This is a genomic window from Streptomyces liliifuscus (assembly GCF_016598615.1).
GTDB classification, from domain to species: Bacteria; Actinomycetota; Actinomycetes; order Streptomycetales; family Streptomycetaceae; genus Streptomyces; species Streptomyces liliifuscus.
Genome location: NZ_CP066831.1, coordinates 8,075,929 through 8,101,999, shown reverse-complemented (window position 1 = coordinate 8,101,999; position 26,071 = coordinate 8,075,929). Strand labels below are relative to the sequence as shown.

The 26,071-nt window shown below is 71.1% G+C and carries 25 protein-coding genes; 16 read left to right on the top strand and 9 right to left on the bottom strand.

Going from position 1 to position 26,071, the window contains the following annotated elements:
- Window positions 1-42 precede the first annotated feature (42 nt).
- From JEQ17_RS34905 to JEQ17_RS34895, 3 genes are all read right to left on the bottom strand, one after another.
- Entirely contained in the window at window positions 43-621 is a 579-nt protein-coding gene (locus JEQ17_RS34905) for a TerD family protein (RefSeq protein ID WP_151478427.1), read from the bottom strand.
- 140 nt (window positions 622-761) lie between these two features.
- Window positions 762-2,900 carry an excinuclease ABC subunit UvrB gene (gene uvrB, locus JEQ17_RS34900; RefSeq protein WP_200398970.1) on the bottom strand — a complete coding sequence of 713 codons (2,139 nt, stop codon included), beginning with the start codon at window positions 2,898-2,900 and terminating at the stop codon, window positions 762-764.
- 40 nt (window positions 2,901-2,940) lie between these two features.
- Entirely contained in the window at window positions 2,941-3,804 is an 864-nt protein-coding gene (locus JEQ17_RS34895; protein ID WP_200398969.1) for an MHYT domain-containing protein, read from the bottom strand.
- Between the two features lie 277 nt (window positions 3,805-4,081).
- On the opposite strand from JEQ17_RS34895, the gene JEQ17_RS34890 reads away from it, so the two are divergent.
- The 4 genes from JEQ17_RS34890 to fdhA all read left to right on the top strand — a co-directional run bounded on the left by JEQ17_RS34890 (window position 4,082) and on the right by fdhA (window position 8,346).
- The gene (locus JEQ17_RS34890) at window positions 4,082-4,957 is read left to right on the top strand and encodes a glycerophosphodiester phosphodiesterase (RefSeq protein ID WP_200398968.1); all 876 of its coding nucleotides are present in this window, start codon (window positions 4,082-4,084) and stop codon (window positions 4,955-4,957) included.
- Between the two features lie 91 nt (window positions 4,958-5,048).
- Entirely contained in the window at window positions 5,049-5,603 is a 555-nt protein-coding gene (locus tag JEQ17_RS34885) for a methylated-DNA--[protein]-cysteine S-methyltransferase (RefSeq protein WP_200398967.1), read from the top strand.
- Window positions 5,604-5,731: 128 nt separating this feature from the next.
- The gene (locus JEQ17_RS34880) at window positions 5,732-7,003 is read left to right on the top strand and encodes an MFS transporter (RefSeq protein WP_200398966.1); all 1,272 of its coding nucleotides are present in this window, start codon (window positions 5,732-5,734) and stop codon (window positions 7,001-7,003) included.
- A gap of 116 nt (window positions 7,004-7,119) precedes the next feature.
- Window positions 7,120-8,346: a formaldehyde dehydrogenase, glutathione-independent gene (fdhA, locus tag JEQ17_RS34875; protein ID WP_200398965.1), complete on the top strand. Its 1,227-nt coding sequence runs from the start codon at window positions 7,120-7,122 to the stop codon at window positions 8,344-8,346.
- Between the two features lie 80 nt (window positions 8,347-8,426).
- On the opposite strand, the gene JEQ17_RS34870 is transcribed toward fdhA, so the two are convergent.
- Complete coding sequence (locus JEQ17_RS34870; RefSeq protein WP_200398964.1) at window positions 8,427-8,855, bottom strand: VOC family protein; 429 nt, start codon at window positions 8,853-8,855, stop codon at window positions 8,427-8,429.
- A gap of 99 nt (window positions 8,856-8,954) precedes the next feature.
- On the opposite strand from JEQ17_RS34870, the gene JEQ17_RS34865 reads away from it, so the two are divergent.
- Both JEQ17_RS34865 and JEQ17_RS34860 read left to right on the top strand, forming a co-directional pair.
- A complete protein-coding gene (locus JEQ17_RS34865) occupies window positions 8,955-9,860 on the top strand; it encodes a pseudouridine-5'-phosphate glycosidase (protein WP_200398963.1) in 906 nt (301 codons plus the stop codon).
- Entirely contained in the window at window positions 9,857-10,813 is a 957-nt protein-coding gene (locus tag JEQ17_RS34860) for a carbohydrate kinase family protein (protein WP_200398962.1), read from the top strand. Before JEQ17_RS34865 ends, JEQ17_RS34860 begins: the two co-directional genes overlap by 4 nt.
- Window positions 10,814-11,047: 234 nt before the next feature.
- On the opposite strand, the gene JEQ17_RS34855 is transcribed toward JEQ17_RS34860, so the two are convergent.
- On the bottom strand, window positions 11,048-11,842 hold the full coding sequence (locus JEQ17_RS34855; protein WP_200398961.1) for a methyltransferase: 795 nt from the start codon (window positions 11,840-11,842) through the stop codon (window positions 11,048-11,050).
- 235 nt (window positions 11,843-12,077) lie between these two features.
- On the opposite strand from JEQ17_RS34855, the gene JEQ17_RS34850 reads away from it, so the two are divergent.
- Window positions 12,078-13,205, top strand: coding sequence for a magnesium and cobalt transport protein CorA (locus tag JEQ17_RS34850; protein WP_200398960.1), 1,128 nt, complete (start codon window positions 12,078-12,080; stop codon window positions 13,203-13,205).
- Window positions 13,206-13,295: 90 nt separating this feature from the next.
- Here JEQ17_RS34850 and JEQ17_RS34845 read toward each other — a convergent pair whose 3' ends face one another.
- On the bottom strand, window positions 13,296-13,724 hold the full coding sequence (locus JEQ17_RS34845; RefSeq protein WP_200398959.1) for a CBS domain-containing protein: 429 nt from the start codon (window positions 13,722-13,724) through the stop codon (window positions 13,296-13,298).
- A 158-nt stretch (window positions 13,725-13,882) separates the two neighbouring features.
- On the opposite strand from JEQ17_RS34845, the gene JEQ17_RS34840 reads away from it, so the two are divergent.
- The 5 genes from JEQ17_RS34840 (at window position 13,883) to JEQ17_RS34820 (ending at window position 18,349) form a co-directional block, all read left to right on the top strand.
- Window positions 13,883-14,524 (top strand): nucleoside/nucleotide kinase family protein, encoded by a 642-nt coding sequence (locus tag JEQ17_RS34840; RefSeq protein WP_200398958.1) that lies wholly within the window; start codon window positions 13,883-13,885, stop codon window positions 14,522-14,524.
- Between the two features lie 85 nt (window positions 14,525-14,609).
- Window positions 14,610-15,005: a PPOX class F420-dependent oxidoreductase gene (locus JEQ17_RS34835; protein WP_200398957.1), complete on the top strand. Its 396-nt coding sequence runs from the start codon at window positions 14,610-14,612 to the stop codon at window positions 15,003-15,005.
- Window positions 15,006-15,080: 75 nt separating this feature from the next.
- Window positions 15,081-15,815 carry a DUF2293 domain-containing protein gene (locus JEQ17_RS34830; RefSeq protein WP_200398956.1) on the top strand — a complete coding sequence of 245 codons (735 nt, stop codon included), beginning with the start codon at window positions 15,081-15,083 and terminating at the stop codon, window positions 15,813-15,815.
- A 367-nt stretch (window positions 15,816-16,182) separates the two neighbouring features.
- The gene (locus tag JEQ17_RS34825; RefSeq protein ID WP_200398955.1) at window positions 16,183-16,662 is read left to right on the top strand and encodes an anthrone oxygenase family protein; all 480 of its coding nucleotides are present in this window, start codon (window positions 16,183-16,185) and stop codon (window positions 16,660-16,662) included.
- Between the two features lie 199 nt (window positions 16,663-16,861).
- Window positions 16,862-18,349, top strand: a complete 1,488-nt coding sequence (locus tag JEQ17_RS34820; RefSeq protein ID WP_200398954.1) for a glutamate synthase subunit beta — start codon at window positions 16,862-16,864, stop codon at window positions 18,347-18,349.
- Between the two features lie 143 nt (window positions 18,350-18,492).
- On the opposite strand, the gene JEQ17_RS34815 is transcribed toward JEQ17_RS34820, so the two are convergent.
- The gene (locus tag JEQ17_RS34815; RefSeq protein ID WP_234048484.1) at window positions 18,493-18,987 is read right to left on the bottom strand and encodes a carboxymuconolactone decarboxylase family protein; all 495 of its coding nucleotides are present in this window, start codon (window positions 18,985-18,987) and stop codon (window positions 18,493-18,495) included.
- Between the two features lie 47 nt (window positions 18,988-19,034).
- Between JEQ17_RS34815 and pdxR the strand changes: the two genes are divergently transcribed.
- The 4 genes from pdxR (at window position 19,035) to JEQ17_RS34795 (ending at window position 24,835) form a co-directional block, all read left to right on the top strand.
- Window positions 19,035-20,444: a MocR-like pyridoxine biosynthesis transcription factor PdxR gene (gene pdxR, locus JEQ17_RS34810; protein WP_200398952.1), complete on the top strand. Its 1,410-nt coding sequence runs from the start codon at window positions 19,035-19,037 to the stop codon at window positions 20,442-20,444.
- A gap of 389 nt (window positions 20,445-20,833) precedes the next feature.
- Entirely contained in the window at window positions 20,834-23,020 is a 2,187-nt protein-coding gene (locus tag JEQ17_RS34805) for a PEP/pyruvate-binding domain-containing protein (protein WP_234048483.1), read from the top strand.
- Window positions 23,017-23,952 carry a hypothetical protein gene (locus JEQ17_RS34800; protein ID WP_200398950.1) on the top strand — a complete coding sequence of 312 codons (936 nt, stop codon included), beginning with the start codon at window positions 23,017-23,019 and terminating at the stop codon, window positions 23,950-23,952. The genes JEQ17_RS34805 and JEQ17_RS34800 overlap by 4 nt, the downstream gene beginning before the upstream one ends.
- A gap of 166 nt (window positions 23,953-24,118) precedes the next feature.
- Window positions 24,119-24,835 carry a fused DSP-PTPase phosphatase/NAD kinase-like protein gene (locus tag JEQ17_RS34795; protein ID WP_200398949.1) on the top strand — a complete coding sequence of 239 codons (717 nt, stop codon included), beginning with the start codon at window positions 24,119-24,121 and terminating at the stop codon, window positions 24,833-24,835.
- Window positions 24,836-24,924: 89 nt separating this feature from the next.
- Here JEQ17_RS34795 and JEQ17_RS34790 read toward each other — a convergent pair whose 3' ends face one another.
- Both JEQ17_RS34790 and JEQ17_RS34785 read right to left on the bottom strand, forming a co-directional pair.
- A complete protein-coding gene (locus JEQ17_RS34790; protein ID WP_055616070.1) occupies window positions 24,925-25,188 on the bottom strand; it encodes a DUF397 domain-containing protein in 264 nt (87 codons plus the stop codon).
- Entirely contained in the window at window positions 25,189-26,049 is an 861-nt protein-coding gene (locus JEQ17_RS34785; RefSeq protein ID WP_200398948.1) for a helix-turn-helix domain-containing protein, read from the bottom strand.
- Between the last annotated feature and the right edge of the window lie 22 nt (window positions 26,050-26,071).

Genomic DNA, 26,071 nt, shown 5'->3' with positions numbered 1-26,071 from the left:
CTTCGTTCCCCCTATGTGCTCGTGCGCCGGGTGCCGGGTTGCCTACAGGTGCGGCAGGATCGCCGGCATCAGGTCCTGGAAGGTGCGGCCGTTGGCCGGCGTGCCGAGAGCGGTCATCTGCCAGCCCGTGCCCGCGCGGTGGACCTTCGCCATGATCTGCGCCGTGTACTGGCCGCCGCCGGCCAGGGTGTAGCGGGCCAGCTCCTGGCCGTTGGTCTCGTCGACCAGGCGGCAGAACGCGTCCTGCACCTCCTGGAAGGTCTGGCCCGTGAACGAGTTCACGGTGAAGACGATCTGGTCGATGTGGACCGGGATGCGCGCGAGGTCGACGAGGATCGCCTCGTCGTCGCCGCCCTGGCCCACGCCGCCGACGAGGTTGTCACCGGTGTGGCGCACGGAGCCGTCGTCGCTGACGAGGTGGCGGAAGAACACCACGTCGACCGGCTGCTTGTCCGCGAACAGCACGGCGGACGCGTCAAGGTCGATCTCACGGGTGCGAGAGCCGAACAGGCCACGTCGCGGGGCGGCCTGCCAGCCGAGCCCCATGCGGACCGCGGTCAGCGTGCCTCCGTCGTTCTTCTGCAGACTGATGGCCTGACCCTTGGTCATGTTGACCGTCACGCGCTGTTCCCCTCTCGAACTGTCCCCTGTTGCCGCAGAGTCCTGCGGTTGACCAGCAACCCTACGCAGAGCCACTGACAGCGCCGAACCCTGGTGCACACTTTGTGTCGGTCTTGCAACACAGCGCGCCACTCCGGGTGTCAGGCGATGCCGGCTTCCTTCATCTGTCGCAGTTCCTTCTTCATCTCAGAGACCTCGTCACGCAACCTGGCGGCGATCTCGAACTGCAGGTTCGCGGCGGCGGCGCGCATCCGCTGCGTCATCTCCTCGATCTGCTCGGCGAGTTCCGCCGCGGGCCGGTCGGTCGGGACGGTGTCCTTGGCCTTGCCCTTGGCGGACTTGGCTCCCTTGGCCGCCTTCCCGCCGAGCGCGGGCACGGGGGCCTTGGCGCCCTTGCCGTCCGACGACTTGCGGTAGCCCGAGCCGAGCAGCTGTTCCGTGTCGACGTCCTCGCGGGCGATCTGCGCCACGATGTCGTTGATCTTCTTGCGGAGGGGCTGCGGGTCGATGCCCCGCTCCGTGTTGTACGCGACCTGCTTCTCCCGGCGGCGGTTGGTCTCCTCGATGGCCTTCTCCATCGCCGGGGTGATCTTGTCGGCGTACATGTGGACCTGACCGGACACGTTTCGGGCGGCGCGGCCGATGGTCTGGATCAGGGAGGTGCCGGAGCGCAGGAAGCCCTCCTTGTCGGCGTCGAGGATCGACACCAGGGAGACCTCGGGCAGGTCGAGGCCCTCCCTGAGGAGGTTGATGCCGACGAGGACGTCGAACTCGCCGGCCCGCAGCTCGCGCAGCAGCTCGACGCGGCGCAGGGTGTCGACGTCGCTGTGCAGATAGCGGACCTGGATGCCCAGTTCGAGGAAGTAGTCGGTGAGGTCCTCGGCCATCTTCTTGGTGAGGGTGGTGACCAGGACGCGCTCGTCCTTCTCGGTGCGCTTGCGGATCTCGTGCACCAGGTCGTCGATCTGGCCCTCGGTGGGCTTGACGACGACCTCGGGGTCGATGAGGCCGGTGGGGCGGATGATCTGCTCGACGAAGCCGTCGCCGCGCGAGAGCTCGTACTTGCCCGGTGTCGCCGACAGGTAGACGGCCTGGCCGATGCGCTCCTGGAACTCCTCCCACTTCAGGGGGCGGTTGTCCAGGGCGGACGGCAGCCGGAAGCCGTGGTCGACGAGGGTGCGCTTGCGGGAGGCGTCGCCCTCGTACATCGCGCCGATCTGCGGGACCGTGACGTGCGACTCGTCGATGACGAGCAGGAAGTCGTCCGGGAAGTAGTCGATCAGCGTGTTCGGCGGGGAGCCGGGCTCGCGGCCGTCGAAGTGCATCGAGTAGTTCTCGACGCCCGAGCAGGAGCCGATCTGGCGGAGCATTTCGAGGTCGTACGTCGTGCGCATCCGCAGCCGCTGGGCCTCCAGGAGCTTGCCCTGCTTCTCCAGCTCCGAGAGACGCTCGCCCAGTTCCTTCTCGATGTCGTTGGCGGCGCGCTCCAGGCGCTCGGGCCCCGCGACGTAGTGGGAGGCCGGGAAGACGTACAGCTGCTGGTCGTCGCTGATGATCTCGCCGGTGAGCGGGTGCAGTGTGGAGAGGGCCTCGATCTCGTCGCCGAACATCTCGATGCGGACGGCCAGCTCTTCGTAGACCGGGAAGATCTCGATGGTGTCGCCGCGGACGCGGAAGGTGCCGCGGGTGAACGCCAGGTCGTTGCGCGTGTACTGGATGTCGACGAAGCGGCGCAGGAGGTCGTCCCGGTCGATCTCGTCGCCGATCTTGAGGTTGACCATGCGGTCCACGTACTCCTGCGGCGTGCCCAGGCCGTAGATGCAGGAGACCGAGGCGACCACGACGACGTCCCGGCGGGTGAGCAGCGAGTTGGTCGCGGAGTGGCGCAGGCGCTCCACCTCCTCGTTGACCGAGGAGTCCTTCTCGATGTAGGTGTCCGACTGCGGGACGTACGCCTCGGGCTGGTAGTAGTCGTAGTACGAGACGAAGTACTCGACGGCGTTGTTCGGCAGCAGCTCGCGGAACTCGTTGGCCAGCTGGGCGGCCAGCGTCTTGTTCGGCGCCATCACGAGAGTGGGGCGCTGGAGCTTCTCGATCATCCACGCGGTGGTGGCGGACTTGCCGGTGCCGGTCGCGCCGAGAAGGACCACGTCCTTCTCACCTGCGCGGATACGCCGCTCGAGGTCGGCGATGGCAGCGGGCTGGTCGCCGCTGGGCTGGTAGGGGCTGACGACCTCGAAGGGCGCCACCGTGCGTTCGATCTTTGATACGGGCCGCATGGGTTCCACCGTACGACCCCGCACTGACAACGGGGTCGCGTCACCAGTTCTGCGGGGTGCGGGAACCGGGGCGCCTGGAGCTCCGGCGCTGGCCCGGCACGGACCGGCGGCCGGTGTGGCGGACGGTGTGGGCCGGGATGCCGGGCTTCTGCTCGGCGGGGCTCCAGTCGGGCTTGCCCATGACCATCAGCGGGTCGAACATCACGACGACACCGGCCAGCAGCAGGAAGGCCAGGGGGCCGACCATCAGGGGGGCCAGCAGGGTCGCGGGCGAGTCCCCGGACGGGGTGCTGGTGGCGCTGTGCAGATGGACGTTGAGGGCGGCCATGCCGGTGTAGTGCATACCGCTGACGGCGAGACCCATGACCAGGCTCGCGCCCACGCTCCACATGAAGCCGCGGACCTGACCCGCCGCCCACAGGGCCGCGATCGCGGCGACGACGGCTATGACGACCGAGGCGGAAACGGTGAAGGTGTTGTACTCGAGCTTTCCGTTGAGTCGCATTCCGGCCATGCCCAGGTAGTGCATCGAGGCGATGCCGAGACCTGTGATGGTGCCCCCGGTGAACAGGGCGGTTCCGGAGGCTCCCTTGTAGCCGACGATGAAGATCCCGATGCCGACCATGACGATCGCGACGCCGAGGCTCGCGAACGTCGTCAGTTTGTCGTAGCGGACCGGTGTCTCCTGGACGGAGAAGCCCATCATCGCGATGAAGTGCATGGTCCAGATGCCGGAACCGATCGCCGCCGAACCGAGGGCGAGCCAGCCTGGTCGCCAGGAGCGGGTGACGAGCATCGATCTCGTGGTGCAGCGCAGACCCAGCGCTCCACCGAGGCAGGCCATCAGGTACGCCACCAGCGGCGTGACGAGTCCGTAGCTGAATCCGTCGACCGTGCCCTGCATGCGCGGTTGCCCTTCCGCCCTGATGAGTCCCGGAAATTCGTGAGATGCCCCCGTCCCAGGACCGCCACGGCGGTCAGGGTTGACGCAGAGAGTATGACTCGCCCCGGAACGCTCGAACGATTTTCCGGCAAAGAATCACGACCTTGCCGCACTTGTGCGGCAAGCGTGATCGGACATGGGCAACTCCATTCAATCTGTGGCCATCCTGCACCCCCCTACTGTTGACCCTCTGCTGTCACTCTAGGACGGTCCGTGAACACAGACGCAAGGAGTACGCATGTACGCGCGCGCTGCCGCCGCCACGACCACCGCGCTCCTGGGAGCCGCTGTCGTTGTTCTCCCCGCACCCACCGCCCACGCCGCACCGGACACCGACCGGACTCAGGTCATCGCCCACCGAGGCGCCTCGGCCTACGCCCCCGAGAACACCCTGGCCGCCATCGACAAGGCCGACGACCTGGGATTCCGCTGGGTCGAGAACGACGTCCAGCGCACCAAGGACGGCCAGCTCGTGGTGATCCACGACGACAGCCTGAACCGCACGACCAACGTCGAGGAGGTCTTCCCCGGGCGGGCCCCGTGGAAGGTCAAGGACTTCACCGCCGCGGAGATCGCGCAGCTGGACGCGGGCAGCTGGTTCAGCCCGCGGTACGCGGGCGCGCACGTACCGACCCTGAAGCAGTACATGAACCGGGTTTCACGGAATCACCAGAAGCTCGTCCTGGAGATCAAGAATCCCGCTCTCTACCCGGGCATCGAGCGGGAGACCCTCAAGGTCCTCGGCAACGAGGGCTGGCTGGGTCCGGCCCACGTTCGGAGCAAGCTGGTCGTACAGAGTTTCAGCGCGGACAGCCTTAGGACCGTGCACGCGCTGCGGCCCGACATCAAGACGGGCTTCCTGGGTACGCCGTCGGTCGCGGAGTTGCCCGCGTACGCGCAGTTCGCCGACCAGATCAACTCGTCGCACACGACGATCTCCCTCGGCTACGTCACCGCGATCCACGCGCTCGAAGGACCGCACCGCAAGCCGCTGGAGATCTCCACCTGGACCGTCGACACCGCGGCGGACGCACGGCGCGTCGCGGGCTTCGGCGTGGACGGCATCATCACGAACAAGCCGGACGTGGTGCAGGAGGCGCTGAACGAGGGCTGAGCCCGCCTTCACAAGCTCTCGCCGGTGGCACGGACGCTCGCACGCGTCCGTGCCACCGGCGTTGTCAGTGGTGCGCCGTACCGTGGAGCGCATGGACAGCCATGGGCAGAACGAGCAGCGAGTGGTGTGGGCCGTCGTCGACAGCGACATCGGTCCGCTGCTGCTGGCCGCGACCGGCGAAGGCCTGGTCAGCGTCGGTTTCCACGCCACGGACGCGGTGCGCGACAAGGCACTCGACCGGCTCGCCTCCAGGTTCGGCACCGAGCCCGTCGAGGCACCTCAGTCCCCGCTCCTGGCCGAGGCGATACGTCAGATCTCGGCGTACTTCGCGGGCGAGCGCAAGGACTTCGACCTGCCGCTGGACTGGTCCCTGATCTCCGGGTTCAACCGCCAGGTGCTGCGCGAGCTGGCGTCCGGCGTTCGGTACGGCTCTGTGGTGGGGTACGGCGACCTGGCCCGGCGGGTCGGCCAGCCGGGGGCCGCTCAGGCGGTGGGCATGGCCATGGGCGCCAATCCGCTGCCGGTCGTCGTGCCGTGCCACCGGGTGGTGGAGAGTGACGGCGGGATCGGCGGGTTCGGGGGCGGCCTGGAGACCAAGCGGAAGCTGCTGGCGCTGGAAGGAGTGCTGCCGGAGCCGTTGTTCTGAGGTCAGGACCAGGGGGAGGATGCGCCGGTGACCACATCGATCACGCGCGGGGATGTGTCCGAAACGGTGCGGTTCGCGGCTGCGGGCAGGGTAGGCGCGCTGAGTTGTAGTGCCGCGGGACGGTGTCGGTGACCGCCGTCGAGCGGCCGGTCGGCGGGCCTGTCGACGCGGAGGCGCTGCCGGCACTGCGGCGCCGGACGGCCGCCGTTCTCGTCGTCGGCCAGATCCTCGGCGGGCTGGGTGTGGCCACGGGTATCGCGCTCGCGGTCGTACTGGCCCAGGAGGTCGCCGGCACCGAGTCGCTGGCCGGACTGGCGCCCACCGCGACGGTCACGGGGACGGCCGTGCTCTCCGTGCCGCTCGCCGCACTGATGACCGCGCGCGGCCGCCGGCCGGGGCTCGTGCTGGCCTACCTCATCGGAGCGTTGGGCGCCGGAATCGTCGTGGTCGCCGCGGCGATGGACAACTTTCCGCTGCTGCTGCTCGGCATGGCGGCGTTCGGCGCGGCCTCGTCCGCGAATCTGCAGGCGCGCTTCGCGGCAGCGGACCTGGCCGAGCCGGAGCGGCGGGCACGCGCCATCTCCAACGTCGTGTGGGCCACGACGATCGGCGCGGTCCTCGGCCCCAACATCGCCGCGCCCGCCGGTCGCAGCGTCTCCGGGCTCGGCATACCGGAGGCGGCCGGCCCCTTCCTCTGGGCGGCCGGGGTCTTCCTCATGGCGGCGCTCCTGATCGCGGTGCTGCTGCGGCCCGACCCGCTGCTCACCGCGCGTGCGCTGGCGCCGCTCGAGGAGCAGTCCCCCGCCGCGCGTTCCATACGGGCGGGGGCGGCCGCCGTCCGGGCCTCGCCGCGGGCCCGGCTGGCCCTGGTGACCGTGGCGGTCTCGCACACGGCGATGGTGTCGGTCATGTCGATGACACCGGTCGATCTCGGTCACCACGGCGCGAGCATCGATCTGATCGGGCTGGTCATCAGCATCCACATCGCGGGCATGTTCGCGTTCTCGCCCGTCATGGGCCGGTTGTCCGACCGGTTCGGGCGGCTGGCGGTGATCGGTCTCGCCGTGGGGCTGCTGGCCTGTGCGGCGCTGCTCGCGGGCACCGCCGGCAGCAGTCACACACAGACCGCCGCCGGGCTCTTCCTGCTGGGTCTCGGCTGGTCGGCCGGTCTCGTCTCCGGCTCCGCGCTCCTGACGGACTCCGTTCCGCAGCCCGCCCGCGCCGCCGCACAGGGCCTGTCCGACCTGACCATGAACACCGCGGCGGGTCTCGGCGGCGCGGCGGCCGGCCTCGTCGTCGCCCAGGCGAGCTACGGCTGGCTGAATCTCGTCGCCGCCTGTCTGCTGCTGCCGCTCGGCGCCCTGGCGCTGTTCACCCGGGGCCGGCCCGCCACTTCGTGACGTCCCCACGGAGACCCGCGCGAAGGCTGGCCGGAACGGTGAGGCGGTAGCAGACTCCGCCATGCGCACAGCCACTGGCATCCGAAGTCACGGGGCCGAAGGGACGGCGATCACGTATGAGCGGGAACAGGGCAGTCGCGTATCTCAAGCCGGGCGCGGTGGAAGTCAGGACCATCGACTACCCGACGCTCGAACTGCAGGACGGGCCAGGGGTGGCATCCGCGAACATCGGCCGCAAGTGCCGGCACGGAGTCATTCTCAAGGTGCTCGCCAGCAACATCTGCGGCAGCGACCAGCACATGGTGCGCGGCCGGACGACAGCGCCCGAGGGGCTCGTCCTCGGGCACGAGATCACCGGGGAGGTCGTGGAGCGAGGCCCGGACGTCGAGTTCGTCGAGGTCGGGGACATCGTCTCGGTGCCGTTCAACATCGCATGCGGGCGGTGCCGCAACTGCAAGGAACGCAAGACCGGCATCTGTCTGAACGTCAACCCGGCCCGCCCCGGGGCGGCCTACGGCTATGTCGACATGGGCGGCTGGGTCGGCGGCCAGGCGGAGTACGCCATGGTCCCGTACGCGGACTTCAACCTGCTGCGGTTCCCGGACCGGGACCAGGCGCGCGAGAAGCTCCTCGATCTGACCATGCTGTCGGACATCTTCCCGACCGGCTTCCACGGCGCGGTGACCGCGGGCGCCGGGGTCGGTTCAACGGTGTACGTCGCCGGGGCGGGGCCGGTCGGTCTCGCGGCCGCGGCGTCGGCGCAGCTGCTGGGCGCCGCCGTCGTCATCGTCGGCGACCTGAACGCCGAACGTCTCGCGCAGGCCAGGAGTTTCGGCTGCGAGACGGTCGACGTCAGCCAGGGCGAGGTGGGCGAGCAGATCGACCAGCTCCTGGGTGAGCCGGAGGTGGACGTGGCCGTCGACGCGGTCGGCTTCGAGGCGCGGGCGCACGGTCCCGACGCGCCGGAGGCACCCGCCACGGTCCTCAACTCGCTGATGGGCATCACGCGCGCGGGTGGCGCGCTCGGCATTCCGGGCCTGTACGTCACGGACGACCCCGGTGGGATCGACCAGGACGCGCGGACCGGGACGCTGAAGGTGCGGCTCGGTCTGGGGTGGGCGAAGAGCCACCGCTTCACGACCGGGCAGTGTCCGGTGATGCAGTACCACCGGGGGCTGATGAAGGCGATCCTTCACGAGCGCGTGCACATCGCCAAGGCCGTCAACGCGACGGTGATCGGTCTGGAGGACGCTCCACGCGGCTACGCCGAGTTCGATCAGGGCGCCAGCCGCAAGTACGTCCTCGATCCGCACGGGGCACTGAACGGGGCGAGGTCTGTCTGAGCCCCGAAGGGAAAAGGGGGTGTCCACGCGCGCGTGGACACCCCTTTTCCCGTTCTGAGCGCTGCTCCCAGGCCTGGGAGCTACTCGTAGTGGCGCGCTTCGAAGACGTTCCCGTCCGGGTCGCGGAAGTAGAAGCTCCGCTTGGCCTTCCCGCGGGCGCCGTACGCGTCGTGGGTGAAGTCCGAGAGGGGGACGGCCCGCTCCTCCAGGCGGGCGCGGAGCGCGTCGAAGTCCTCCCCCGGGAGGGACAGGCATACGTGGTTGACCGGGTGGCCCGCACTGGCGGCCGCGTCGGGGACGACGTCCATGCGGGGAGCCATCGTCAGGGGCGCGAGGTCGAAGATGGTCTCCTCGTTGAGGCGCACGGAGGGGAAGGCCACCTTTCCCGCGGCGAACTCGGTGACCCTGATGGGCTCAAGGCCCAGCGCCTTCTCGTAGAAGTCGGCCGAGGCCACGGGGTCGCGTACCCAGAGGACGACATGGTCGAGACGTGTCGAGTTGTCCGTCATGGCCTCAGGCTGCTGCCCCGTTGTGCTGGTCGCAAGGGTTTGGCCGGGCGCGTCGCCCGCCAGGGATGAGGGGAGAACCGACAGACAGGAGGCACGCGCGTGCTGGTGGTTTCCGAAGAGGTACGGGAGGCGCTCGCCGCGGGGCGGCCCGTGGTGGCACTGGAGTCCACGATCATCGCGCACGGGCTGCCGCGTCCGCGCAATCTCCAGGTGGCGCTGGAGCTGGAGGACGCCGTACGCCAGGAAGGTGCCGTTCCCGCGACGATCACCGTGCTCGACGGGCAGCCTCGCGTGGGTCTCGACAAGGAGCAGCTGGAGCGGGTCGCCAACGAGGACGGCATCCGCAAGCTCGGGCATCGCGATCTGCCGCTCGCGGTCGCCGCGGGGGTCAGCGGGGCGACCACGGTGTCCGCGACCGCGCTGCTGGCCGCGCAGGCGGGCGTACGAGTGTTCGCGACGGGCGGGCTCGGGGGCGTACACCGGGAGTGGACGGTGACGCAGGACGAGTCCGCCGATCTGGGGCTCCTGGCCCGCACCCGGATCACGGTGGTGTGCGCGGGGGTGAAGTCGATCCTGGATGTGCCGGCGACCCTGCAGCGGCTGGAGACGCTGGGGGTCGCGGTCGCCGGATACGGGACGACGAACTTCCCCGGCTTCTATCTGTCCGACTCGGGTCACCCGGTGGACTGGACCCTGGAGTCGCCCGGCGAGGTCGCGGCCGTCATGCGCGCGCAGGACGCGCTCGACGGGCCCGAGTCGGCGCTGATCGTCGCCAACCCGGTACCGGAGGCGGAGCAGCTCGATCCCGAGCTCCACGCGCGCGTGCTCGCCGACGCGCTGAACGCGTGCGAGGCGGAGGGCGTGAGCGGCCAGGCGGTGACACCGTTCCTCCTCGGCTATCTGGTGCGCCACACCGAAGGGGCATCGCTGAGCGCCAACCTGGCGGCGGTACGCGGCAACGTACGGCTCGCGGGGCGGATCGCGACGGCCTGGGCAGGCGCGTGACCGGGGCGAGTGGCCCCGGCGGAACTCCCGGCGGGGCTCCCGGTGGTACTCCGGGCGGGGCTCTCCTGGTCGTCGGAGACGTCGTCACGGATGTCGTCGCCCGGCACCGTGGGCCGCTCGCGTCCGGCACCGACACGGCCGCCGTCGTCCGGACCGTGCCGGGCGGCGCGGGCGCCAACGTCGCGTGCTGGGCGGCCCGCCGGGACGGCACGGAGGTACGGCTGCTCGGCAAGGTGGGCATGGACTCGGCCGCGTGGCACGAGCGCGAGCTGGCCACTTCGGGGGTACGCCCCCTCCTGGTCATCGACCCCGAGGCGCCGACCGGGACGGTGATCTGCCTGGTGGACACGGGTGCTTCGGCGGAGCGCACCTTCCTCACGGACAGCGGCGCGTCCCTGCGCCTCACCCCCGGCGACTGGTCGGAGTCACTGCTCGACGGTGTCGCCCGGCTGCATCTGTCGGGCTATCTGTTCTTCTCGGAGCCGTGCCGCGCGCTGGTGGCGGTTGCGATGGAATCGGCACGCGCGCGTGGGGTGCCGGTGAGCGTGGATCCGGCGTCGGCGGGGTTCCTCACGGAGCTGGGGGTGGACCGCTTCCTCGCGCTCACCGAGGGCGTCGACATCCTGCTGCCCAGCCGGGACGAGGCCTGTCTGCTGACCGGTCTGCCCGATCCGGCGGACGCGGCGGCCAAGTTGAGCCGCCACGTTCCGCTGGTGGTCGTCAAGCAGGGCGGGGCCGGAGCCCTGGTCGCCCGGTCGGGGGAGGTCCTGGCCCGGGTTCCGGCGGTGCCCGCGACCCCGGTCGACACCACGGGTGCCGGGGACGCCTTCACCGGAGCCTTCCTCGCCGCGCTCCTCGCGGGCACCCGACCGGATGACGCCGCCGCGGAGGGGTGCCGGGCCGGGGCACGGGCGGTGGAACAGGTGGGCGGGAGGCCGACGACGAACGCGTAGGCCTCCCGGGCCCGCGAGCCACTCCGATCCGGCCCGCAGGCCACTCCGATCCGCCTCGATAGCCGACCCGGACCTCCCGGACCGCCCCGATCCACCCCAGGCCGCTCCGGGCCGGCTGCGGAGGCGCGAGCGTCCGAGGCCCGCCTCGGCGAGGCGCAAGCCCTTCGACCCTCGCAGGGCACTACGCCCTTGCAGGGCACTGCGGCCGGTGCACTGCACCCTCACCACGCACCGCTACACCTTGCGCCCCCACGCCGAGATCAGCGGTGCCGTGGCCAGGTCCATCCCGCCCGTGGCCACGTTCGCGAGGTGCCGGTCGATGTCCTGGTCCGTGGCGAGGCCCGCGGCGACGAGCCGGTCGCGGACCTGACGGATCGTCGCGGACTCCAGCGCGCCGCAGGCCGGCGAGGTGATCGGGAAGTACGCGTCGGCCTCGACCTGTCGCAGCCCGGCCTCGCGCAGCAGACGCGGAAGCCGGCGCCCGTACGCGAGGTCGGCGCCGTGCTCGGTGAGCAGCTCACGGAACCCGTGGCGCAGCCGGTTGGCCAACTGCTGTTCGGGGCCGCGCTCGTCGGGGCAGGCCAGCGGCTGGAGCGCCGGGTCGGCGTCCTCGACCAGGAGCCGTCCGCCGGGCCGCAGCGCTCTGATCATCGAGTACAACGCCCGCTCCCTGTCCGCCACATGGACCAGGACGAGCCGGGCGTGCACGAGGTCGAAGCCCTCCCCCGGCGGCTCGTCCACGCCCACGTCATGGACGCGCAGCTCGACGGGAGGGCGGAACGCCGAGGTGGCCCAGGAGGTGTCGACGTCGGTCGCGACGACCTTGCCGGTGGGGCCGACCTTCTTGGCGAGCCAGGACACCACGGACGTGCCGCCCGCACCGACCTCCCAGCAGCGCCAGCCGGATCCGATGCCGAACCGTTCGATGTGCCGGAACGTCGTGGGGTCGAAGAGAGCGGCGAGGGCGTCGAAACGCTGACCCGCCTCGGTCTGCCGGTTGTCGAGGAGATACCCGTCGGTTCGCGTCATGCGCCGATCATCCCAGTTGTCCCGCTTGTCCATGATGGTTGACGCTCCCGATGTCAAGCGCGTCGCGCTCGGCCCACCAACGGCCGTCGACGCCTCGTCAGTACCGGCAGAGACAGTGGATACGGAACGGAATACTCCGTTCCCACAGGCTTTCCCGGCCGTCAAAACATCCTGGCAGACTGGCCGCGGCAAGGCGCAGAGTGCGGCGCGGGGAGATCCACGCGAGGAGATCCAGATGTCCATGGCAGGGAATCTGCGGAAGGTCACGGGCCTGAGCAAGGTCGGCGGCCTCCGCAGGGTGGCACGGCTGACTCGACGGCGCGCCCGTGTCGACCTCAGTCACCCCGCCCGGTCTCCGCTGGGCACCGCGGTGGTGAACTGCGTGGCGTACGAAGAGGGGTCGAGGGTCCCCGCCGGCCGCGATCTGGTCGAGACGGTGCAGCGGATCCGCAAGGCCGACGGCGGATTCGTCTGGCTCGGGCTGCACGAACCGACGGAGGTGGAGTTCGCGGGCATCGCCGAGTTGTTCGACCTCCACCCGCTGGCCGTCGAGGACGCGGTGGACGCCCATCAGCGCCCGAAACTGGAGCGGTACGGCGACACACTGTTCGCGGTGTTCAAGACGGTCTGCTACGTCGAGCACACCGAACTGACCGCGACCAGCGAGGTGGTGAACACCGGCGAGATCATGGTGTTCGTCGGCCAGGACTTCGTGGTCACCGTGCGGCACGGCAGGCATGGTTCGCTCGGACCGCTGCGCGAGGAACTGGAGGCCCGCCCCGAGCAGCTCGCCAAGGGCCCGGCCGCGGTGCTGCACGCGATCGCGGACCATGTGGTGGACGACTATCTGAACGTCACGGACTCGGTTCAGGAGGACATCGACCAGGTCGAGACGGATGTGTTCGCCGCGAACGGCGCGCGGGCCGACCCCGGGCGCATCTACCAGCTCAAGCGTGAACTCCTTGAGCTGAAGCGGGCGGTGGTCCCGCTCGGCCGCCCCATCATGGATCTCGCCACCCGGCCGATCAGGGTGATCGACCCGGAGATACAGGCGTACTTCCGCGACGTCTCCGACCACCAGCTGCGGGCCGCCGAGCAGATAGCCGCGTTCGACGAACTGCTCAACTCGATTCTGCAGGCGCATCTCGCGCAGGTCAGCGTCGCGCAGAACGAGGACATGCGGAAGATCACGGCATGGGCGGCGCTGATCGCGGTGCCGACCATGGTCTGCGGGGTCTACGGCATGAACTTCGACTACATGCCGGAGCTGCACTGGAAGTTCGGTTACGGCATGGCGGTCGGCGTGATCGCCATCGTGTGCTCCACGCTCTACCGGGGGTTCAAGCGCAATGGCTGGCTGTGACACCGCTCGTCCGGCGCGTACGGCCGGACGAGCGCGCGTCAGTCGGCCGGGCTCGGCGGATCTCCCGGTCGCGCCGCTGGGACCTCGGGGTCAGCGTGCCGCGCTCTTCGCGTAGACGCTCTCGGCCCAGCCCGCGAGTTGTTCGTCCGTCAGATGCGCGGCCAGGTCGGCCTCGCTGATCATCCCGACCAGGCGCTTGTTCTCGATCACAGGAAGGCGGCGGATCTGGTGCCCCTGCATCTCGCCGAGTACGTCGCTCACGTCGGCGCCCGCGTCGATCCAGCGCGGTGTGCCCTTGGCCATCTCCCCCGCGGTGATGCGTGCCGGGTCATGGCCCATGGCCACGCAGCCGACCACGATGTCCCGGTCCGTGAGAATGCCGCAGAGCCGTTCGTTCTCGTCGCTGATGGGCAGCGCGCCCACATTGAGCTCACGCATCAGCTGGGCGGCACGGTCCAGCGTCTCGTGAGCGGGGATCCACTGGGCGCCGCGGTGCATGATGTCTCCGGCGGTGGTCATGTAGTACCTCCCGGTGCCGGACGGCCGGCGCGGCGCGGGGAGGCACCGCTAGTCCCGGCGCCCTACATTCTCGCCGGGTACGAGGAGATACGCACCCGGAAGTTCGCGGCTTCCGCCCGACATCCCGGCCCGCCGCTCCCGTCCGCCCGCGCGGCATCATGGGCCGGGTGCGACTCGAAGCGATCACCTGGGACCGGCTCGGCGACCTCCTCGCCGAGCGTCTGCTCGACCTGAAGCCGGCGGACGGCAGCCCCTGGCCGCGTGTCGCCTTCGACGGGGCTCCGGCCGCCCGGCCCGGTGATCTCGCCGAACTCGTCGCCGAGGCCCTGCGCCCGCGCGGCCGGTCCGCGCTCGTCGTCGGCACGGAGGACTTCCTGCGGCCCGCCTCGCTCCGGTTCGAGTACGGCCACCAGGACGTCGAGGCGTACTACGACGGCTGGTTCGACACCGGTGCCCTGTGGCGCGAGGTCTTCGGCCCGCTGGAAGCCGGCGGCGACGGCCGTGTCCTGCCCGACCTCTGGGACCCGGCCACCGACCGGGCAACCCGTAGCCCGTACGTCCAACTCCCGCCCGGCGCCGTGCTGTTGCTGCACGGTCCACTACTGCTGCACCACTGGTTCCCGTTCGACCTCACCGTCCATGTACGCCTCTCACCGGCCGCGCTGCGCCGGCGCACCCCCGAGAGCGAGCACTGGACGCTTCCCGCGTACGAGCGCTACGAGAGCGAGACGGGGCCGGGCGACACGGCCGACGTCCTGGTGCGCGCGGACGACCCGCGCCACCCGGCGTGGAACGGATGACCCGAGGCCGGGCGTCCGTCTCACGATTCCCACGATTCTCACGAAAGGACTTTTACATGCATGCGCATATAGTTAGTCTGACGGCATGACGATCTCCTTCGACGACTCGGTCCGCGTACTCCTCGACGGCAAGAACTTCGCCAGCGTCGCCACCCTCGGCCCGGGCGGGGCTCCCCAGAACTCGGTGGTCTGGTTCAAGCGCGAGGGCGACACCGTCCTCTTCTCGTCGACCGAAGGTCGGCAGAAGATCCGTAATCTCCGGCGCGACCCCCGGATCAGCGTCTCGGTCTACGACCTCGCCAACCCCTACACCTCGGTGGAGATCCGCGGCACCGCCGAGATCCTCCCCGACGAGGGCAAGCGCCTCCCGTACGAGCTCTCGCACAAGTACCTCGGGGTCGACCCTCCCTCGGAGAAGGAGGACGAGGTCCGCGTGATCGTCCGTGTCGTGCCCGAGCGGATCGTCGGCTTCTCGGTGTGAACCGGGTTCTCGGCGTGAACTGGATTCTTGGCGTGAGCCGGACGGGCCGCCTCGGCGGGCGGGAATGACACACCCATGACGACCACGGCAACTCCCCCGCCCCGTACCGGGCTTCTCGTCGTCCAGCCGGTCAAGCGGCGACACTGTGCCGAGTGCCGGGGCGGGCCGCTCTCGTTGCTCGTGCTGGAGGAGGGGACACCTCGGTGTCTCGACTGCGCCGACCTCGGGCATCTGGTGTTCCTGCCGCGAGGGGACACGGCGTTGACGCGGAGATCGCGGGAGGGCAGTTCGCTGTCGGCGGTGGTCGTACGGTTCCACCGGCGGCGGGGCCGGTACGAGCGGCAGGGTGTGCTCGTCGAGGAGGCGGCGCTCGCGCGGGCCGAGGAGCGGTGCCTGGCGGACGCGGAGGCGCGGCGCCGGCGCCGGGCACGGGACGCGCGGCGGCGGGCCGCGGAGGATGTGCGGTTCACGGAGGCGTTCGCCAAGGAGATCCGGCGGCTGTTTCCCGGTTGTCCGGACGATCGAGCGTGCGCGATCGCCGGACACGCCTCGGTGCGGGGCAGTGGGCGCGTGGGCCGCAGTGCTGCCGGGCGCGCCTTGTCCGAGGGCGCGGTGACATCGGCGGTGCGCGCCGCGGTCCGGCACACGGAGACCCCGTACGACCAGTTGTTGATGAGCGGCGTTCCGCGGCATGAGGCACGGCGCCGGATCGCTCCCACGGTCGAGGCGACGCTCGCGGGGTGGCGCGCAGGCGGGGGCGGGGCAAAGCCAGGAGTGAGGCAAAGCAGGGGTGAGGCAGAGCGGAGGTGAGGCAAATGCGGGGGGAGAGAGCGAGACCCCCCAGCCACTCACCCGAACAGCCCTCGGCCACACCCCGACTCTCCGGCCGCCCCCACCCCAGGGCTGTCTCAGGTCCATCCCGCACCCATCCCACGCCCATCCCGGGTCTGCCCCGGATCCCGTCCGGATCCCGTCCGGATCCCACCCGGACCCCGTCCCGAGACGACCGAACATGCCCCCGAGTTCCTCGGCCATGGTCACGCTTCCCGTACGGCATTTCACTTGTGGTGACAGGGAGTGCCGGGCAGGATCTTGGGGTTCGGGGTCGTCCGGACCGGCGGTTCTGGGAGCGGTGCGCGGGTTGTTGCCCAAGGGTTCTACTTACGCGGGAGTTGCCATGATCGAGGGACCGTTCTTCGTCATCACCATGGTGGGGGTGCTCGGCACGGGGCTGGTGGCCGGCGTTTTCATCGGGTTCTCGACATTCGTCATGAAGGGCCTCGCCGCCCTGCCGCCGGCGCAGGGAGTCGCCGCGATGCAGGCGATCAACGTGACCGCGCTGATGCCGGCGTTCATGTTCCTGTTCATCGGGTCGGCCGTGATGTGTGCCGTGCTCGCGGTGGTCACGTTCGTGCTGTGGCCCGACGAGGGCACGGTGGAGATGCTGCTGGGCAGTGCGCTGTATCTGTTCGGCTGTTTCGGGGTCACGATCGCGGCCAACGTCCCGCGCAACAACAAGCTGGCCACGATGGAGGCCGGTACGCCGGAGGCCGTCGCGTACTGGCCCACGTATGTGAGCGAGTGGACGATGTGGAACCACGTCCGCACGGTCGCGGCGGCCGCCGCCGCGATCTCGTACGTACTGGCGCTGACCTGAGGCGTACCCGGTCACGCTCGTCGGCCCACGTGGCCGCGCCCTCCGGTGGATGTGCCCGCGCACGTCCGAGGCGGGCGCGGCCACGGCGTCGTATCGTGGCGGGAAGAGTCTGCCGACAGGCCCTCGGCCCGCCGCCCGGACGATGGCGTCGGAGACGGAGAGCGCAGGGGCCCCGTTCACGTACGTGAGGGAGACGGCCATGGCCGATCCCAAGGGTTTCCTCAATGCCTCCCGCGAGGAGTGGCCGCGGCGCCCCGTCGGGGAGCGGGTCCATGACTGGGACGAGGTGTACGTTCCGGGGGCGCTGCTCCCGATCATCCGCACGCAGGCCGACCGGTGCATGGACTGCGGTGTCCCGTTCTGCCACGACGCCTGTCCGCTGGGCAATCTGATCCCCGAATGGAACGACCTGGTCTCGCGCGACGACTGGCGGGCGGCGAGCGACCGGCTGCACGCGACGAACAACTTTCCCGAGTTCACCGGCCGGTTGTGCCCCGCGCCGTGCGAGGCGGGCTGTGTCCTGGCGATCAACCAGCCGGCGGTCACCATCAAGAACGTCGAGGTCGCCATCGCCGACCGGGCCTGGGAGGACGGGTTCGCGCCGCCACGGCCGCCGGACCGGTTGTCCGACAGGACGGTCGCGGTGATCGGCTCGGGGCCCACCGGGCTCGCCGCGGCGCAGCAGCTGACCCGGGCCGGGCACACGGTCGCCGTGTACGAGCGGGACGACCGGATCGGCGGCCTGATGCGGTACGGGATCCCCGAGTTCAAGATGGAGAAGCGGCACCTGGAGCGGCGGGTCGCGCAGATGCGGGCGGAGGGGACGAAGTTCCGTACGTCGACCGCCGTCGGCCGGGACGTCGGGGCGGCCGAGTTGCGGGCCAGGTACGACGCGGTCGTGCTCGCCGTGGGTGCCACGGCCTGGCGTGAACTGCCGGTTCCCGGGCGGGAGTTGAGCGGCATCCATCAGGCGATGGAGTATCTGCCGCTGGCCAACCGGGTGTGCGAGGGGGATCTGGAGACGTCACCGCTGTCGGCGGCGGGCAAGCATGTCGTGATCGTGGGTGGTGGTGACACGGGCGCCGACTGTCTGGGTACGGCGGTGCGCGAGGGCGCGAGATCCGTGACGCAGCTGGACATCTACACACAGCCGGGCGAGGAGCGCGACGAGGACGCCGACCCTTGGCCGGTGTACCCGAGGATCTACCGGCTGTCCGCGGCGCACGAGGAGGCCAGGGACCTGGAGACGGCGCCCGCGGCGGACGCGGACGCGCGGCTCTTCGCGGCGTCGACGCTCCGTTTCACCGGTGACGCGGCCGGGCGGGTGCGCTCGCTGCATCTGGTCGAGGTCGACGCGGAGCGCCGCCCGCGCCCCGGGACCGGGCGAGTGCTCCCCGCCGACCTCGTGCTGCTCGCGCTCGGCTTCTCCGGCCCCGACCGCTCCGACGGCCTCGTCGACCAGCTCGGACTCGGGCTCGACCCCCGTGGCACGATCACCCGCGACGCGGACTTCGCGACGAACGTGCCCGGCGTGTACGCGGCGGGGGACGCCGCGCGCGGCCAGTCCCTGATCGTGTGGGCGATCGCCGAGGGGCGGGCGGTGGCGGCGGCGGTGGACCGCCATCTGACGGGCACCTCTCGGCTGCCGGCGCCGATCGGACCGTACGACCGCCCGATGACCGCGTAGCCACCACGCACCCGGCACCGCCACTCCCACCCGCCGACCGCCACCCGGCTCCGGCTCCGGCTCCGGCTCCCGCCACCCACCACCCACCACCCGGCTCCCGGCTCCCGGCTCCCCGCTCCCGCTCCCGCTCCCGCTCCCGCTCCTCAGCGTTCGTCCGTCCCCGCCATCTTCGCCGTCGACAGGGCGACCCGGTTCCAGGTGTTGATCGCGAAGATCAGTGCCAGGACCTGGGCCAGTTCCTCGTCGTCGAACCGGGCCGCGGCCTCGGCGTAGACGTCGGCCGGGACGCCGCCGTCGGCGACCAGGGTCACCGCCTCCGTCAGGGCGAGGGCCGCGCGCTCCTTCTCGGTGAAGAAGTGCGGGGCCTCGCGCCACACGGCGACCATGTGCAGCCGGTCCTCGCTCTCGCCCGCCTTGCGTGCGTCGTTGGTGTGCATGTGGAGGCAGTAGGCGCAGTGGTTGAGGTGCGAGGCGCGGATCTGGATCAGCTCGACGAGTGCCGGGTCGAGGCCCTCACGGGCCGCGATGTCGAAGCCGACGAGGGCGCGGAACGCCTTCGGAGCGGCCTTCGCGAAGTTGATCCGGGCGTTCGCCGCCGTGTGCGTCACATTCATGGTGGGTGTCGTGTTCGTCGTCATGACCATGAATCTACGAGCCGGATAGACCCCCTGTAGGGTGCATTTCCATGGCGAATTCGTGGGTCAATTCGGCGGAGCGCATCGGCGCCGACCTGCATCTGGAACTGTCGGGTCCTGGTGGCCGCCGCGCCGCTCTGATCCGCGCCCTGCGCGAGGCGGTCCGCAGCGGGCGCCTCGCCCCGGGCACCCGTCTCCCTCCGTACCGCTCGCTCGCCGCCGATCTGGGTGTGGCCCGCAACACGGTCGCCGACGCGTACGCCGAGCTCGTGGCCGAGGGCTGGCTGACCGCGCGGCAGGGTTCGGGCACCCTGGTCGCCGAGCGGGCCGAACCGCTGGGCGTCCACGCGCGCGTACCCAAAAAGGCACCCCCACGCGCGCGTGGACCGCGCCACGACCTGCGGCAGGGCACGCCGGACGCGTCGTCGTTCCCGCGCGCCGCGTGGCTGGCCTCGTACCGGCGGGCTCTGCGGCAGGCGCCCAACGAGGCGTTCGGGCCCGGTGATCCCGCCGGCCGGATCGAACTGCGGGTGGCGCTGACGGAGTACCTGGCACGCGCGCGTGGCGTCCGTACGGAGCCGGGGCGGATCGTGATCTGCTCCGGCTTCGCGCACGCCCTGCGGCTGCTGTTCCCCGAGGTGCTGCGCGGTCCGCTGGCCGTCGAGTCGTACGGCCTCGCCTTCCACCGCGAGTTGCTGACGGCGGCGGGCGTACGGACCGTCCCCCTGCCGCTCGACGAGGACGGCGCCCGGGTCGACGGCCTGGACAGGGAGCGGGCCGTACTCCTCACGCCCGCCCACCAGTTCCCGACCGGTGGACCGCTGCATCCCGCGCGGCGAGCCGCCGTGATCGACTGGGCACGCGCGCGTGGAGGGGTGATTCTGGAGGACGACTACGACGGGGAGTTCCGTTACGACCGCAAGCCCGTGGGGGCCGTACAGGGCCTGGACCCGGAGCGGGTCGTCCACATCGGCTCGGTCAGCAAGAGCCTGTCGCCCGCGTTGCGGCTGGGCTGGATGGTCCTTCCGGAGCGGTACGTCGAGGGGGTCCTGGAGGCCAAGGGCGAGCGGGAGGCGTGGGCCAGCGTCCTGGACCAGCTGACGCTGGCGGACTTCGTCGTCTCGGGGTCGTACGACCGTCATGTGCGGCGGATGCGCCAGCGGTACCGGAGGCGGCGGGACCGGCTGGTCGACGCGCTCGCCGTGCACGCGCCGCACGTCGAGGTCACCGGGATCGCGGCCGGGCTCCACGCGGTGCTGCGGCTGCCGCCCGGGAGCGAGCAGTCCGCGGTGAAGGCCGCCGTGTGGCAGGGCCTCGCGCTGGACGGGCTCGCGGAGTTCCGGCACCCGGAGGCGTCCACGGCCGCGCCGGACGGTCTGGTCGTGGGGTACGCGACGCCTTCGGAGCATGCGTACGGGGCCGCGCTGGAGGCGTTGTGCGCGGCGCTGCCGCCACCGTGAGTACCGGGTGAGGAGCGCGTGCTGCCGAGTGAGTACTGGGTGAGGAGCAGGCAGTCGGCCGGAATCCGACTTCCGGATGACATGGAACACAACAGCAAGTGGGATCCTCGGCTGTAGGAGGCGCGTTGTCGCCCCGGCCGTACCCCGGTCGGACGGCAGCTCGCCCCCATCCTTCGTTCCGTCGTCAGGCGCAGGGCCACCCCCGCGCGTCCCCCCTGTTGGCGGTCGGTCCTGGAGGGTGTTCGATGACGACGGTCGACGAACGTCATGGAGACGGTGCACGCGACGGGGACGACCAGGGCGGTGTCCCCCGCATACGCGATCCGCTGGCCTCCCGGTTTCCTCGGACCGCCCCCGAAGTTCCTCGACTCGCCGCGGAAGCGGTCCCCTTGAGCGATCCGCGGGCGGCACGCATCCCGTTCGCAGGCTCCAAGGCGGCTCATCTGGCGCGCGCCGCGCTGGCCGGGCTGCCGGTGCTGCCGGGGTTCGTCGTGCCGTACGGCGATTGGGCGGGCGAGTGGGCAGGCCAGTGGGCAGACGACGGCGACCTGGAAGCGCTGCGCCGCGCCTGGCGGGAGCTCTCCGCCGACGGCACACGCCCCCTGGTCGTACGGTCCTCCTCACCGCAGGAGGACACCCAGGAGTCGTCCCTGGCGGGCCAGTTCGCGTCCGTGCTGGACGTACAGGGCTGGCACGAGTTCCGGGCGGCCGTGCGGACCGTGCTCGACTCGGCGCACCGGCCCGACGGCACGGTGGCTCCGATGGCCGTGCTGGTGCAGCCGATGCTCGCGGCCCGAGTCGGCGGGGTCATGTTCGGCGCGGACCCCGTGGAGGGGCGGACGGACCGGATGCTGGTGAGTGCGGTGCGGGGCGGGCCCGACTCCCTGGTCAGCGGCGAACAGCCCGGCACGAACTACTGGTTGAGCCGCTGGGGACGGTTGCTGCGCACCGAGCCCGACGACCCAGAAGGGCTGCTCGGCGCCGACGGACTGCGTCGCCTGGCCCGGCTGGCGCGGCGGGCGCGCGGGGTCTTCGGCGGGCCACAGGACATCGAGTTCGGGTTCGACGCGTCGGGGCGGCTGTGGCTCTTCCAGAGCAGGCCGATCACGGCGATGGCGGCGCGGCCCGCGCGCGGTGCGCGGCTGCTCGGCCCCGGCCCGGTGGCGGAGACGCTGCCGGATCAACTGGAGCCGCTGGAAGAGGACTTGTGGGTGGCCCCGATGGCGCGGGGGCTGGCCGCCGCGCTGGACATCGGGGGCACCGCGCCCCGGCGGCAGCTGCGCTCGGTCCCGGTCGTCACGTCGGTCGGCGGGCGGGCCGCGGCGGATCTGCGGCTGCTGGGCGCCGCACCGCCCCGGAGCCGGTGGCTCGCGCTGCTCAACCCGGCGCCGGGTGCCCGCCGGCTGGCCGCCGCGTGGCGGGTGGGCCGGCTGACGTCGGCGCTGCCCGGTCTCGCGGTGGACCTCGTCGCGGACGTCGACCGCCGGCTCGCCGAGACACCGTCCGCGGACCGGCTCACCCGCCCCGACCTCCTCTCCACCCTCCGCTGGACCCGAACCGTGCTGGTCTCCCTGCACGCCCAGGAGGCTCTCGCGGGCGCTCTCCTCCCCGAGCCCCGCGCCACGGCCGCGGGCTCGGCCCTCGCCGCCCTCACCGAGTCCCGCGCTCTCGGCGTACCGGACGATCGAATGGTGGCGGCGCAGCCGCTGGTACTGGCGCTGACGGCCCCCGGTCTGGGCAGGGAGTTGAGGCTCCCGGCGGATCCCGGACGCCCGGAGGGTGCACCGGCGTCACACCAGGGCGCCGCTCCCACGGACACCCTCCCCGCCGTGGACACGCTCCCGGCCCCGCGCCTCCCCTCGCTTCCTCCCCGTGAGGCCCTGCGCCTCCGGATCCGCTGGGTGCAGGAACTCCAGGTGCGGCTCGTCCGGGAGGCGGCGCGGCGGCTGGTCGTACGGGGCGGTCTGGGCGAGGCGTCGAAGGTCGGGCTGCTGCGGTGGCGGGAGTTCGTCGAGGCACTCGAACACGGCCGTCTCCCCGGCGACTTCAAGGAACGTCTGCCACGAGCCGTGTCGGCTCCCCTGCCCGACGCGTTCCGGCTCGCGGAGGGCGGCACGGTCGTCGCCGAACAGCCCACGGGCAAGGGCAAATTCAAGAACAAGGGCAAGGGCAGGAGTCCGGGCGCGGGCCAAGGCGTGTCCGGCGGACGGGCCGCCGGAACCGCCTGGGACGGTACCGGACCCCGGCCCGCCGACCCCGTACTCGTCGTCCGCACGCTCGACCCCGCGCTCGCCCCGCTCCTCCCCGGTCTCGCGGGGCTCGTCGCGCAGACGGGCAGCCCGCTGTCCCATCTCGCGGTGCTGGCCCGGGAGTTCGGCCTGCCGACGGTCGTCGGCGCCACGGACGCCGTACGCCGCTTCCCGCCCGGGTCCCGTCTCACGGTCGACGGCACCACCGGCGACGTACATGTGCGGGAGCGGGAAGAAGAGGAACAACGGGAGGACCAACAGGTACAACAGGCACAACAGGCACGACGACAGGTCCTCGGTCAGGAGCCCCGGGGAGACCTCCGATGAGACGCGTCGCCTACTTCTTCGGGAGCGCGGCGGCCGCGGGGGCGGGGACGTACGTCGTCATCTATCTGTACCGGTGGCAGTGGCAACGGGCCATCCTGTGCGGGGTGTTGCTGCTGGTCGTCGAGGTGATGCTGCTCGGGATCGTGCTGCTCGGGCGGCTCGCGCGGATCGAGGAGCGGATGCGTGACGCGGACCGTCGGCAGGAGGACGTGCTGGCGCGGCTGCGGGAGAAGGACGCCCGGCCGGCGGGCGACCGGTTCCGCTGGCTGGACGAGCCGACGAGTCGTACGTACGTCTTCGTGCCGGTCCTGATGGTCACCGGTGTGCTGCTCTCCGGGCTCGCCTGGATCGTGCAACGGATCGCGTCGGCCACGGCCCGGCCCACGGCGGAACGACGGCTCGCGGGGCGGCTCGCCGTCCTGGCGGCACCCGATCCGGCCCGGAACGCCGATCCGCACGGCAAGAACGACCTGGACGAGGTGGAGGAGTTGGACGACCTGCCACCCATCGGGGCGCGGGGGCGGCACGGCCGTACCGTGCGCGTGCTCACCGTGGGTGTGGTCGGGGCCGCGCTGATCGGCGCGCTCGTCGTGGGGCTCGCCGACCTCACCCAGACCCGCGAGGAGGACGCGAAGAACTCCGAGGCGACCTCCCTGCTGCTGAAGGTCGACATGCGCGGTACGAACATGACCGCCGAGCGGGAATCGCTCGCCGCGCACCAGCTCTGGGAACGCTGCCGGGACTCGACGTCCGTACCGCTGAACCGCGCCACCCTCGGCAAACTGGGCGACGGTCTCTTCGCGGGCGTGGTCCAGCCCGCGCTGACCGACCACGACCGGATGCGGCTGCGCGGCTGTCTGGAGGACACCGGCCTGGACCGTACGCACCTCACGGTGGTCGGCATCGGCGACGCGGACGCGGACGACGACTGAGCACGCACCCGACGAACCGGAAACTCCGGTCGCTTCCGCCCCCTCCCCCACATGTGCAACTTCTGCCATACACGGACAACTCTCGCCCCGGCGGCCCGGGTTACGATGCCAAGGCGCCCCTCCTCCCCGAGCCCGCGCCCCTCGTCCCCGAGCCTCCGGGTCGCCCATGGCTGTCGTCGCCCCGTCTCCTCCCCGCACCACCCTGCCCACCGGCCGTCCGCGCAGATCCCTGCGCAGAACGGTGCTGCGTGCCCTCGCCGCACTCGGTCTCGGCTATCTCGCCCTCTGGGCGACCGGTGCGCTGGGCATCCTCGCGCTGTCGTACTGGACCCGGGAACAGACCCCCGAGCCGGAGGGGACGCACGCGGTCCAGGGCATCCACCACTTCCAGCCCGTGGACGCCGAAGGGGCGCTGTGGCGGGGCGCCGCGCCCTCCCCCGCGGGCTACCGGGAGCTGGCCCGGCTCGGCTTCACCACGGTCGTCGACCTGCGGGCCGAGGACCTGAGCGCCTCCCAGCTGGCCGGGCCCGCCAGGGCCGGTCTCGATGCCGTACGGCTGCCGATCCGGGACGGACAGACCCCGACGCCGCACCAGGTACGACGCTTCCTGAGCGTCGTGGGCGCGGCCCCGGGGCCGGTGTTCGTGCACTGTGGGGCGGGTGTGGGCCGTACGGGGACGATGGCCGCGGCGTATCTCGTGCAGTCCGGGCAGGAGTCCCCGTCGGCGGCGGTCCGGCGCAACCTCGCGGTCGGACCGCCTTCGATCGAGCAGATCTATTACGCGCTGAGCCTCGGCCAGGACCGTGCCGAGCAGCCGCCCTTCCCGATCGTGGCGGTGAGCCGGCTGGTGGACGCGCCTAGGCGCATGTGGTCCTGGTGGTGAATCGACTGGGTCACTGGATCAACTGAATGCCAAGGTAGGAAGCACGTGGGACAAGTGGAAGCGGATCAAGGAACGGCCGGTCGGCGGCCTCAGGAGAGCAGGAAGTCGGCCTCCCCCGCCTTGGCTCCCTGGATGAACGCGGTCATCTCGCCGGGGGTGTAGATGAGGGCGGGACCGTCCGGATCCGCCGACTGACGGACCGCGATCCGGCCGTCGGAGAGCTTCATCGCCTCCAGGCAGTTGCCGCCGTTGCCGCCGCTCCACGGCTTGTGCCAGCCTTCGCTGCCCAGCTCCCTGGCGGGCATGCCGTTGTAGATCCGCGCGTTGCGTATCCGGGTCTTGATGCGATCCATTCACAGCTCCTTGCGGAGATCCAGCAGGATCTCCTTCGTGCGATGTGCCGTGGCGGCTTGCGCCGCCATGCGGTCCATGACCTCGAGATGGGTTGCCACCTCGGTACGTCCGTCCAGGTAGACGGCGCCGGTCAGGTACTCGCTGTAGACCATGTCCGGAAGTTCGGGCATGGCAAAGCGGAACAGCACGAAGGGCCCGTACGTGCCCGCGTGCGGCCCCGAGGAGAAGGGGGCGATCTGCAGTGTCACGTTGGGCAGCTTCGTGGCCTCGAGCAGCCTGTCGATCTGGGCGCGCATGACCTCGGGGCCGCCGACGGGGCGGCGCACGGCGGTCTCGTCCATCACGGCCCAGAACCGGGGCGCGCCCTCGCGCGTCAGCAGCTCCTGGCGTTGCATGCGCAGCGCCACATGGCGCTCGATGTCCTCGGGTCTGGTCTGGCCGATGGCGCCGGATTCCATGACGCCACGCGCGTACTCCTCGGTCTGCAGCACTCCGGGAACGAAGTGGGGTTCGTACGAGCGGATGAGGACGGCCGCGCCCTCCAGGCTGACGTACATCGAGAACCAGCCCGGCAGGATGTCATGGAAGCGCTGCCACCAGCCCGGCAGGTTCGCCTCCTCCGCCAGGGCGACAAAGGCCTCGGCCTCTTCGTCGGAGACGCCGTACGACTTCAGCAGGAGCTGGAGGTACGGGATTTTGAGCGCTACCTCGGCCATCTCCATACGGCGGACGGTGGCGGAGGTGACACGCAGGATGCGTGCTGCCTCCTCGCGCTTGAGCCCCGCGCGTTCCCGCAGGTCAAGCAGGCGCCGTCCGAGGACGACCTGCCCGACCGTCGGCGCGGACCGCGGCTCGCTCACGTCCACCTCCACTTTGTCCGGA